This window comes from Pseudomonas sp. W2-17, from assembly GCF_041060445.1.
Taxonomy (GTDB): Bacteria; Pseudomonadota; Gammaproteobacteria; order Pseudomonadales; family Pseudomonadaceae; genus Aquipseudomonas.
In genome coordinates, this window is the sequence record NZ_JAUFNS010000036.1 from 4913 (window position 1) to 17001 (window position 12089).

At 65.6% G+C, this 12089-nt stretch carries 2 protein-coding genes (1 of these 2 cut by a window edge); both read left to right on the forward strand.

Annotated elements, in window-relative coordinates; genetic code table 11:
- Positions 1-9777, forward strand: coding sequence for an amino acid adenylation domain-containing protein (locus QWI20_RS26225; RefSeq protein ID WP_369307874.1), 9777 nt, complete (start codon positions 1-3; stop codon positions 9775-9777).
- Positions 9777-12089 carry the 5' end (the start) of a non-ribosomal peptide synthase/polyketide synthase gene (locus QWI20_RS26230; RefSeq protein ID WP_369307875.1) on the forward strand. Its footprint extends 13875 nt past the window's final position, so 2313 of the gene's 16188 nt are visible here — the first part of the coding sequence; it begins with the start codon at positions 9777-9779; the stop codon falls past the right edge of the window. Before QWI20_RS26225 ends, QWI20_RS26230 begins: the two co-directional genes overlap by 1 nt.

Genomic DNA, 12089 nt, shown 5'->3' on the forward strand with positions numbered 1-12089 from the left:
ATGAAATCCATACGAGATCAGGCCGCGCATTTTCCCGAACTGGTGGGCTTTTATGCGCAGACCCAGCCGGACCGGATTGCCCTTCGACACATCGTCCACGAGGACCAGCCGCCGCTGCTGACCACCTACGCCCAGCTGGATGCCAAGGCGCGGTCGATTGCCGCCTGCCTGCAGCAGCACCTCGGCGTGCAGGGCGGCGAGCGTTGCGTGCTGATCCTGCCGACCGGTGCCGATTACGCGGCGGCGTTCCTCGGCTGTTTGTACGCCAAGGTCATCGCCGTGCCGGCCTTCGCACCCGAGTACAACCGCCAGACCCACCTCGACCGGCTGACCGGCATCCTCCACGACGCCGCGCCGCAGATGGTCCTCGGGCGCCGGGAAGACCTGGATAAATTCCAACACCTGTTGCAGCCGTTCATGCCCGCTGGCGGGCGTTTCGCGGCGGTCGAAGAGATCACCGATGGCCACGCAGGCTTTCAGGCGCCGCTGATCGACACCGCGTCGCTGGCCTTCCTGCAATACACCTCGGGCTCCACCAGCGCACCGAAAGGCGTGATGGTTTCCCACGAAAACCTCATGGCCAACGAAGTGGCAATGGCCCGGCACTTCGTCTCCGATTCGGGGTTGGAGAGCTGGGTCAGCTGGCTGCCGCTGTACCACGATATGGGCCTGATGTGCGGCCTGCTGTTGCCGCTGTACCACGGCGGCACGCTGACGCTGATGTCGCCGAACTATTTCCTCGGCCGCCCGGCGCGCTGGCTGGAAGCGATGAGTCAGTACGGCGGGACCTTCTCCGGCGGCCCGGATTTCGCCTATCGCCTGTGCGTCGAGCGCATCAAACCCAGCGCGGTGAAAAACCTGACACTGGACAACTGGAGCCTGGCGTTTTCCGGCTCCGAGCCGATCCGCATCGCCACCCTGGACGCCTTCAGCGAGCATTTTGCGCCGGCCGGTTTCAACCGCCGCGCCCTGACCCCGAGCTATGGTCTGGCCGAAGCGACGCTGTACGTGAGCGCCGCCGAGCGCGACAGGCCGTTCGGCATCAAGCATTTCGACGGCAGCCAGCTGGCCGCCGGGGACGCAGCCGAGGCGGTTTTCGCCAATCAGAACGCCAAAAGTCGTCTGCCGGGGTGCGGCTGGTGCCGGCCCGATCACGACCTTCGGATTGTCGATCCGGACACGCTGCAGCCCCTCGCGGCCGGCCACGTCGGCGAAATCTGGATTGCCGGGCCGAGCGTTGCCCAGGGCTATTGGCAGAACGCCGAAGCCACGGCACAGACTTTCGTCGAGGAAGACGGAAAGCGCTGGCTGCGCAGCGGCGATCTGGGCATTGCCCGCGACAACGAGTTGTTCATCACCGGTCGTTTGAAGGATTTGATCATCCTCAACGGCCAGAACCTCTACCCCCAAGACATCGAGCAGGCGCTGGAGAAAAGCGTCGAGCTGCTGCGTCGCGGGCGTATCGCCGCCTTCCCGGTGACGGACGAGCAGGGCGTCGAAGGCGTTGGCCTGGCCCTGGAAATCAGCCGCAACGTGCGCCGTCTGATGAAGCCGCCGATGATTTGTGAAGCGGTGCGCGACGCGGTGTCCGAACTGTTTCTGGTGGCGCCGAAAGTCATTGTGCTGCTGGAGCCGGGCGCACTGCCGCGCACCACCAGCGGCAAACTGCAGCGTTCCGCCTGCCGCAGCGGCTGGCAGAACGGCAGCCTCGACAGCTTCGCGATCTGGCAGGACGGCCGCTTGCTCGATACGGACAGCGTGGACGTTGCCGTTGATGCATCTCCGTTGTTGCCGGAAGTCCTGGCCGCGTGGCAGGAAGTCCTGGGTAAAAGCGACCTGAATGCCGCTGACCACTTCTTCGCCCGTGGCGGTGATTCGGTCGGCGTGGTGCAAGTGCTGTCGCGCTTGAACAGTGAGCTGGGCCTGACACTTGAGCCCGCGCACCTGTTCGAACACCCGACCCTTGGCGCCTTCAACGCCCACGTCGCTGTCCACGTCTCCACCCAGCCCCGCAGCGCCGAACGGCCTGTTGGCGTGCCGTTGATTTCTCGTGACAGTGAGCCCGAGCAGTCTTTTGCCCAGCAGCGTTTGTGGTTCCTCGCGCAACTGGAGCCGGACAGCAGCGCCTATCACCTGTGCGGCCAGTTGAGCCTCAACGGCGCGCTGGATGATGCCGCGCTGCAACGCAGTTTCGACGATCTGGCCGCCCGCCACGAAAGCCTGCGCACCACCTTCGCCATCGACGCCAACGAACAATTGGTGCAGCGCATCCACGCGCCGGGCCCGGTGCTGATCGAACGCCATTACCTCAGTGAGGACACCGACCCGCAGGACGCGTTGAGCGAACTGGCCAGAGCGGCGGTCGAGCAACCGATGGATCTGCAGAACGGCCCGCTGTGGCGCGTGCTCAATGTGCGGTTGGCGGCGGATCGGCAGCAACTGGTGCTGGTGCTGCACCACATCATTGCCGATGGCTGGTCGGTGCAGGTCATGCTCAAGGAATTCGCGGCGCTGTACAGCGCCCATGCAACGGGGGCACAACCGGCGTTACCGCCGCTGCCGATTCAATACGCCGACTTCGCCGCCTGGCAGCGCGGGCGTCTGGCCGGTGGGGAAGGGCAGCGTCAACTGGCGTACTGGCGTGAGCAATTGGGTGATGCCCAGACCGTCTTGAATCTGCCGGCCGACCGCCCGCGTCCGGCGCAACAAAGCCATCGTGGCGCCCGTTACGCCATCGCCCTCGACCGCGACTTGAGCCAGGGCCTGCGCGACCTCGCCAGCCGTCATGGCGCGACCCTGTTCATGGTCATGCTCGCCGCTTACAAAACCCTGTTGCAGCGTTACAGCAGCCAGACCGACCTACGCGTCGGCGTGCCGGTGGCGGGGCGGACCTGCACCGAATCCGAAGGGCTGATCGGCCTGTTCGTCAACACCCTGGTGCTGCGCAGCGAGGTGTCGCCGCAGCAGTCGTTCAGCACGCTGATCGAGGCGGTTCGCCACACCGCGCTGGGCGCGCAACACCATCAGGACCTGCCGTTCGAGCAACTGGTCGAAGCCCTCGGCGTGTCGCGCAACCTCAGCCACAACCCGCTGTGCCAGGTGAAATTCACCCAGCAGTTCCCGCTGCCGCAGAACGTTGAAATGGCCGGCGTGCGCATGGACGTCAGCCAGCTCGACGACTACTCCGCGCACTTCGACCTCGGCCTGGACATCACCGACGACGCCGATGGCATTCAGGCGGTGTTCACCTACGCCTGCGACCTGTTCGACGAACCGCGCATCGCCGGTCTTGCCGGTGATCTGCTGCGGATCTGCGCGCAAGTGGTGGCGCAACCTCAGGTGCGTCTGGCTGATCTGCAGATCGGCGCCGAGCCTTCCTGCCTCGCTGCCGAAACCCTGGCGTTCCCGGCCACCGATGTGCTGAGCCTGTGGGATGCCAGCGTGCGCGCGCAGCCCGATCGTCTGGCGCTGCAAGACGAACAGCGCAGCGCCGGTTTTGCCGAGGTCGATGCCCAGGCCAACCAACTGGCGCAGCACCTGCGTCAGGCCGGTGTGGGCGTGGAAAGCCGCGTCGGGATTCTGCTGGAGCGCTCGGTGGAGTTCGTCGTCGGCCTGCTGGCGGTGCTCAAGAGTGGCGCCGCGTTTGTGCCGATGGACCCGAAATGGCCGGCCGAGCGTCAGGCGTTTGTCCTTGCTGACAGCGGCGCAAGCGGGTTGATCAGCGACGTGGCGGCACCGGCTGACTTCCAAGGCGAGCTCATCAGCGTAGCGGCCGATGCCCCATGGCGCTTGTTGCCGCCGCAATCCCTGGACCTGCAACCCCACGCCGATCAAGCCGCTTACCTGATCTACACCTCCGGCACCAGCGGCACGCCGAAAGGGGTGGTCATCAGCCACGGCGCCCTGGCCGATTACGTCCAGGGCCTGCTCGCACGGCTTGATCTGGCGCCCGACGCGAGCATGGCGATGGTCTCCACCGTCGGCGCCGACCTGGGCCACACCGTGCTGTTCGGCGCGCTGTGCTCGGCGCGTTCGCTGCACCTGATCAGCCCCGACCGCACCAACGACGCTGACCGTTTCGCCGCGTACATGGCCGAGCACAAAGTGGGCGTGCTGAAGATCGTGCCGACCCATTTGAACGGCCTGTTGCAGGCGACGAATGCGGCCGATGTGCTGCCGGAACACACGCTCATCCTTGGCGGTGATGCGCTGCCGTGGGCGCTGGTGGCCCAGGTCAACCGCCTGAAACCTGGCTGCCGGGTCATCAATCACTACGGCCCGACCGAAACCACCGTCGGCGTGCTGAGCAATGAGGCGTTTGAAGCGTCGATGGGCGACAGCGTGCCCGTCGGCCGCCCTCTGCCGAACGCCGTGGCGCTGATTCTCAACGACCAACTGCAACCGGTGGTGCAGGGCGACGTGGGTGAGCTGTACATCGGCGGGCCGGGTCTGGCGCGCGGGTATCACCAGCGTCCGGCCATGACCGCTGCGGCCTTCATTCCTGACCCGAGGGGCAGTGGCGAGCGGCTTTACCGCAGCGGCGACCGCGCGCGCTTGCTGGCCAACGGGCAGATTCAATTCCTCGGCCGTGCCGACGATCAGGTCAAAGTGCGCGGCTACCGCGTGGCCCTGGGTGAAATCGCCCAGCGCCTGCGTCAGCTGGACGGCCTGCGTGACGCCCATGTGCGCGTCGATGATCGCGGCCTATTGATCGCTTATGCGCTGCTCGACGCTAAAGTCGACAGCGGCGCGAAGGTGGACGGCGAAGCGCTGCGCACGCAACTGGCCCAGAGCCTGCCGGACTACATGGTGCCCAGCCACATCCTGACCCTCGATGCCTTCCCGCTCACCGCCAACGGCAAGCTCGACGCCAGCGCGCTGCCGACGCCGACCCTGGCATCCGACGCTTTCGAAGCGCCCCACGAAGGGGTCGAAGCCGCACTCGCCGCGCTGTGGCAAGCGGCGCTGAACGTCGAGGCGGTGGGCCGTCACGACAACTTCTTCACCCTCGGCGGCGACTCGATCCTCAGCCTGCAAATCATTGCCCGGGCCCGGCGTCAGGGCATTCGCCTGACGCCCAAGCAGCTGTTCGAAAAACAGACCATCGCCGAACTCGCCCAGGTCGCCACGGTGGCCGACGCAAAACCTGTCGCCGCGCCCGTTACGGCAGCCGTTGCACCCCGCGAGTTTGCCCTGACGCCGATTCAGGCGCGCTTCTTCAGCCTGCCGGTCGCCCAGCGTCAGCACTGGAACCAGTCGCTGCTGCTTGACGTGCCCCAAGCGCTGGACACCGCGCGGTTGCAACAGGCTCTCGCGGCGGTGCTGGCTCACCACGACAGCTTGCGCCTGAGCTTCCATCAGAATGATGCAGGCCAGTGGCAGCAGCGTTATCGCGACAGCGAAAGTGCCGAGCGCGTGCTGTGGACCTGTGAACTGAGCCGCGAAGACGACCTCGATTCACTGAACGACGAAGCCCAGCGCAGCCTGAACATCGACACCGGTCCGCTGCTGCGGGTGGTCCATGCGCGCCTGCCGTCGGGCGAGGCGCGTTTGCTGCTGGCGATCCATCACCTGGCGGTGGACGGCGTGTCGTGGCGGGTGCTGCTGGAAGATCTGCAACTGGCTTACAGCCAACTGGCGGCTGGCAACAGCGTGGCCCTGGCCGACAAGACCGCCAGCTTCCAGGCCTGGTCGCAGTCGTTGAGCACCCTGGCGCACAGCCCTGAGCTGCAAAAGCAACTGCCGTACTGGCAAGCACTGAACGCCGCCGATGCCATTCTGCCCGGCGATGCTTCGGTGGAAAGCCTTGTCGGCGACGGCGAAACCCTGCACCTGACCCTCGACGCGACCGCTACCCGTCGCCTGCTCAGCGAAGCCCCGGCGGCGTATCGCACACGCATCGACGACCTGCTGCTGGCGGCGCTGTCTCAGGCGCTGTGGCAGTGGAGCGGCCGTCGCCGCCACGTCATCAGCCTCGAAGGTCACGGCCGCGAGGACGCCACCGGCGAGTTGGACCTGAGCCGCAGCGTCGGCTGGTTCACCAGCCTGTACCCGCTGGCCCTGGACGCCGCGGATGACGCAATCGCCACCCTCAAGTCGGTGAAGGAAGCCGTGCGCGCGGTACCGGAAAAAGGCCTTGGTTATGGCGTGCTGCGGTATTTGTCCAAAGACGGCTTGGCTGGTGCGGAGTTGCCGGAGCTGATCGGCCAGGGCGTGACCTTCAACTACCTCGGCCGCTTCGACGACAGCGAGGGCGCGCTGTTCTCCCTGTCGAGCCGCACGCCGAACACTCTGCGTGACCCCCAAGGGCCGCTGGCCAATGCCTTGGCGGTCGACGGTCAGGTGCGCGACGGCGAGTTGCAGCTGGACTGGACTTTCAGCCGCGAACGCTTCAGCCGCGACAGCATCGAGCAACTGGTCGCGCTGTATGAAGCACAGCTGCTGCAGCTGATCGCCCATTGCAGCGACGAAACCAACGCCGGCCTCACGCCCTCGGATTTCCCGCTCGCGGCGTTGAATCAAACGCAACTCGACGGGCTGGGCATTCCCGCCCGGGAGATCGAAGACATCCTGCCGCTGGCGCCAATGCAGCAGGGCATTTTGCTGCACAGCCTGCTGGAGCAGGGCAACGGCATCTACCTGATGCAGGACCAGTACGACGTCGGCGCCCACGTGGATTTCGACGCGTTCAAGTTTGCCTGGCAGCAAGTCGTTCAGCGCCATCCGGCGTTGCGCACGGCGTTTCACGGCCTGGAGAGCGGCGTGCAGCGTCAGATTGTCATGCGTCGCGTACCGTCGCCGGTGCAACTGATCGACCTCAGCCATCTGTCCCGGGACGCCGCCGAGGCCGAGCTTGAAGAGCTGCTGAAAAGCGAGCGCGAGCAGGGCTTCGATTTCGCCCGGGCGCCGTTGCTGCGCCTGCGCCTGATCAAGTTCGGCGAGGCGGATTTCCGTATCGTCCAGAGCCACCACCACGCGCTGATCGACGCCTGGTGCCGGGGCCTGATGCTCACCGAATTCTTCGCCCATTACCGCGCGTTTCTTGAGGGCCGTCAGGTCAGCCTGCCGCCGGCGCGGCCGTACCGCGACTTCCTCGCCTGGCTCGCCGAGCAAGACGAAGCGGTCAGCCGTGATTACTGGCGCAACGCGCTGGCGGGCTTCACCGACGTCACGCCGCTGCCGTACCGCCACAGTGTGCAGCGTAACCAGCAGGGTGAAACGCAGATGCGCGACGTCACCCTGGCGCTGGGCGTCGAGCAGACCGCAAAACTCGCCGAACAGGCGCGTCAGCATCGCCTGACCGCCAACACCTTCGTCCAGGCCGCCTGGGCCTTGTCGCTGATGCGCCATGCCGACCGCGACGAAGTGCTGTTCGGCGTCACCGTGGCCGGTCGTCCGACCGAGCTTGAAGGCATCGAAGGCGCGCTGGGGCTGTTCATCAACACCTTGCCGCTGCGCATCCGCCGGCCCGGCATCGGCGCGTCAGCGCTGGACCTGCTCAACGCCTTGCAGGGGCAGAACGCCGACATGCGCCAGCACGAACATTTGTCCCTGGCCGACATTCAGCTGCTCGCCGACACCCCGCGCGGCCAGCCGCTGTTCGACAGCCTGTTTGTTTTCGAGAACGTTCCGTTGGGCGCCGAGGTGCAGCAGGCCGTGAACGAATACCGCATCAACCCGCTGGCCAACCGCACCCACACCAACTACCCGTTGACCGTGGTGCTGCTGCCGGGCGAATCCCTGCAATTGCAGCTGACCTACGACACCCGGCATTTCAACGACGCCGACATGGGCACACTGGTCAGTCACTTCCGTCGTCTGCTCACGCAGTTGATCGACAACCCGCAGCAGACGCTGAGTCAGTTGCAGATCCTTGAGCAAACGGAACGCGAGCAGTTGCTGGCCCAAGGGGTCGGCCCGGTGCAAAAACACTGGTACGACATCAGCTACCTGGAGCGTTTCGAGGCGCGGGTGCTGGCCCATCCGGCCCAGGAAGTGGCCCGTTGTCAGGGTCACAGCCTGAGCTACCGCGAGCTGAACCGTCAGGCCAACCGCATCGGTCACGGCCTGATCGCAGCGGGCGTGCAGGGCGATGACGTGGTGGCGCTGTTCGCACCGCGCGGCCTGCCGCTGTTGAGCATGATCGTCGGCGCGTTCAAGGCTGGTGCGGCCTATCTGGCGCTGGATGATCGTCACCCGGCCGGGCGCAGCGCGCGCATGTTGGTCAGCAGCGCCGCGCCGGTATTGCTGACGCCGAGGGAGTGTCTGGCCCAGGTCGAGGCCATCGTTGCCTTGGCTGAACGCAAACCGCGAGTGCTGGTGCTTGAAGAATTGCTGGCGGGCTTCAGCAATTCATTCGCCGACGAGAACCCGGGCCGCTACGCGACGGCCGAACAACTGGCCTACGTCATCTACACCTCCGGTTCCACCGGCGAGCCGAAAGGCGTGATGGTCAACCAGCGCGGCATGCTCAACAACCAGATGTCCAAGCTGCCGTATCTGCGCCTGGGCGAGGGCGATGTCATTGCCCAGACCGCCGCCACCGGGTTCGACATTTCCGTCTGGCAATTCCTCACCGCGCCGCTGTTCGGCGGGCGCGTGGAGATTCTGCCGGACGCCGTGGTGCAGGATCCGCAAAGACTGCTGGAAGAAGTGGCGGCCAATCAGGTCAGCGTGCTGGAGTGCGTGCCGGCGGTGATCGACGCCATGCTCGCGGTCGCGCCCCAGCGGCTCGATGCCTTGCGCTGGTTGCTGCCGACCGGTGAAGCGCTGACCACCGACCTCGCCGCGCGCTGGTTTGCGCGCTACCCCGAGGTGCCGCTGGTCAACGCCTACGGCCCCGCCGAGTGCGCCGACGATGTCGCGCTGCACACCCTAATCGCCGCGCCGGCGCTCAACGTCAACATGCCGATCGGCCGACCCACCGACAACAACTGCCTGTACGTGCTGGATTCTCACCTGCAACTGGCGGCGCCCGGCGTGGTGGGCGAGCTGTACATCGGCGGCGTCGGTGTGGGCCGTGGCTACGCGGCGCGGCCTGGCCTGACCGCCGAGCGCTTCCTGCCGGATCCGTTTGGCGAGGCCGGTGCGCGGCTGTACCGCAGCGGCGACCTGGCCCGCTGGAACGCCGACGGCGCGCTGGAATACGTCGGCCGCGCGGACTTCCAGGTGAAGATCCGCGGCCAGCGCATCGAGCTGGGCGAAATCGAAAACCTGTTGCTGGCCCAGGCGTCGGTCCATGACGCGGTGGTCAGCGCGCAACCGACGCCCCACGGCCCGCAACTGGTGGCCTATGTGGTCGCCGAGGCGCAGCAGGTGTTGTCAAGCGACGTGTTGAAAACCGCGCTGGCGCAAACCCTGCCGGCGTTCATGGTGCCGGCGCACATCGTCGTGCTGGCGCAGATGCCGCGCAACGCCAACGGCAAGCTCGACCGCAAGGCCCTGCCCGCGCCGAGCCTGGAAGAACGCGAGTTCGAAGCGCCACAGGGCGAGCGCGAGGAAGTCCTCGCCGAACTCTGGCAGAGCCTGCTGAAGGTTGATCAGGTCGGTCGTCACGACAACTTCTTTGAACTCGGTGGCCATTCGTTGCTGGCGACGCGGCTGCTGTCGCGCATTCGCGAGCGCCTCGGGGTGAGCATCCCGCTGGCCCAGGCCTTCGAAGCCACCACCGTCGCCGCCCAGGCGGCGCTGATCGACACCTTGCAGGGGCAGACCCTGACACTCGACCGGCTCGATGCCCTGGACGAGTTAATGAATGAGCTGGAGGAAAGCAACTGATGTCGCAACCGAGCATGACTTCCCGGAGCAAGCTACTGGCCCTGGCCACGCGTTTCCTCAGCCTTGGCAGCGCTCAGCGTCGGGTGTTCTTGAACAAGCTGCGCGAGCAGGGCCTGGATGCCTCGTCGCTGCCGGTCCCGCCGGGTGTGGCAGGCGAGCGCAGCCCGGCGTCGTTTTCCCAGCAACGGCTGTGGTTTCTCGAACAACTGGAACCGGGCAACAGCACCTATCACCTGCCGGGTGCCTTGCGCCTGAAGGGCGAGCTGGATGTTGGGGCCGTAAGAACGGCGTTCGAGCGCGTGGCCGCGCGTCATGCCAGCCTGCGTACGGTGTTTGCCACCGCTGAAGACGGTACGCCGGAGCAGGTGATTCTCGGCGATCAGTCGTTGCCATTTGAGCGTTTGCGCGCAGACGACGAAGGCCAGGTTCAGGCACTGGCCGACGCTTTCGCCCGACGCCCGTTCGACCTGGCCCAGGGCCCGCTGTGGCGCGTGGCGTTGATCGAACGCGCGGCAGATGAGCACGTGCTGCTGGTCTGCTTGCACCACATCATCGCCGACGGTTGGTCGATCCAAGTGCTGCTGCTGGACTTCGTCGAGGCCTATCGCGCCGCGCTCTCTGGTGAAGGCGAAGCGCTGCAGCCGTTGCCATTGAGCTATGCCGACGTCGCCCTGTGGCAGCGCGCCTGCCTGGACGCGGGTGAGGGTGACCGGCAACTCGCCTACTGGCAGCAACAACTGGGCGACGAGCCGCCGGTGTTGGAATTGCCGGCGGACCGTCCGCGTCCGGCGCGCCAGAGTTTCCGTGGCGCGCGCCTGCCGTTCAGCTTCGACGCCACACTGTCCGGGCGTATGCGTGAACTGGCCCGCCAGCGCGGCGTGACCTTGTTCACTGTCCTGCTCGCGGCCTATCAAGTGCTGTTGCAGCGGATGAGCGGGCAGACCGATCTGCGCATCGGCGTGCCCATTGCCGGGCGTCAGCGCGCTGAAACCGAGGGCCTGATCGGCTTCTTCGTCAACACCCAGATTCTGCGCGGCGAGGTCCAGGCCGACGCCAGTTTCAAGCAGATCATCGACAGCGTTCGGCTGGCGTCCCAAGGCGCGCAGGCCCATCAGGACCTGCCGTTCGAGCAACTGGTCGACGCCCTGGCGCCGGAACGCAGCCTCAGCCACAACCCGCTGTTTCAGGTGCTCTACAACCATCAGCAACGTCAGGACGAAGCGCTGCAATTGATGCCTGGCCTCAACGCGACGCTGATGCCGCTGGACAACGGCAGCGCGCAGTTCGACCTGGCGCTGCACACCTGGGAAAACGCGGCGGGGGAGCTGGCGGGTAACTGGAATTACGCCACGGACTTGTTTGATCACGGCAGCATCGAGCGCTTGCATGGGCGTTTTGCGCAGCTGTTTGCCGAGTTGCTGGAGCGGCCCGACACTGCGATTGGTGATTTTGAATGGCTGGATGCTGAAGACCGGGCGCAGTTGGCGTTGGTCAATGACACGGCGCGGGAGTGGGCTGCCGATGAACCGTTTGTTCATCGCCACTTTGAGCGGCTGGCGCAGGTGCATCCCGAGCGGGAAGCCTTGCGCTTTGGCGATACGGTTTTGAGCTATCGGGAGCTGGATGAGCGGGCGAATCAGCTGGCCCATTACCTTCGCGAGCAGGGCGTAGGGCGTGAGTCGCTGGTGGGCGTGGCGGCGTTGCGTTCGGTGGAAATGGTCGTTGCGTTGTATGCCGTGCTCAAAGCCGGTGCTGCGTATGTGCCGCTGGACCCTGAATATCCCGCTGATCGCCTGCGCTACATGCTGGAAGATGCCGGAATTGGCTTGCTGCTGAGCCACGATGAGGTGATCGCTGATCTGCCGGCTGTTGAAGGCCTGCGGGTGGAGAATCTGGATCAGCTTGACCTCTCAGGCCAGCCAGTGACTGCACCGCTTGTAGAGCTGCACCCCGAGCAACTGGCCTACATGATTTACACCTCCGGTTCGACCGGCAAACCCAAAGGTGCCGGCAACACCCATGCCGCACTGTTCAACCGTCTGGCGTGGATGCAGGACGCTTATTCCCTCGAAACCACCGATGCGGTACTGCAAAAAACGCCGTTCAGTTTCGATGTCTCGGTCTGGGAGTTCTTCTGGCCGTTGATGGCCGGCGCACGCTTGGTCGTTGCTCAGCCGGGTGATCACCGCGATCCGCTGGTGTTGAAAGCGCTGATCGAACAACAGCAGATCACCACGCTGCACTTCGTCCCGTCGATGCTTGGCGCGTTCATGGCCCAGGACGACCTCAGCGGCTGCGCATCCCTGAAACGC

Excerpts from the sequence above, each read along its gene's own strand:
- QWI20_RS26225 (WP_369307874.1), top strand. The coding sequence starts at position 1 with ATGAAATCCATACGAGATCAGGCCGCGCATTTTCCCGAACTGGTGGGC.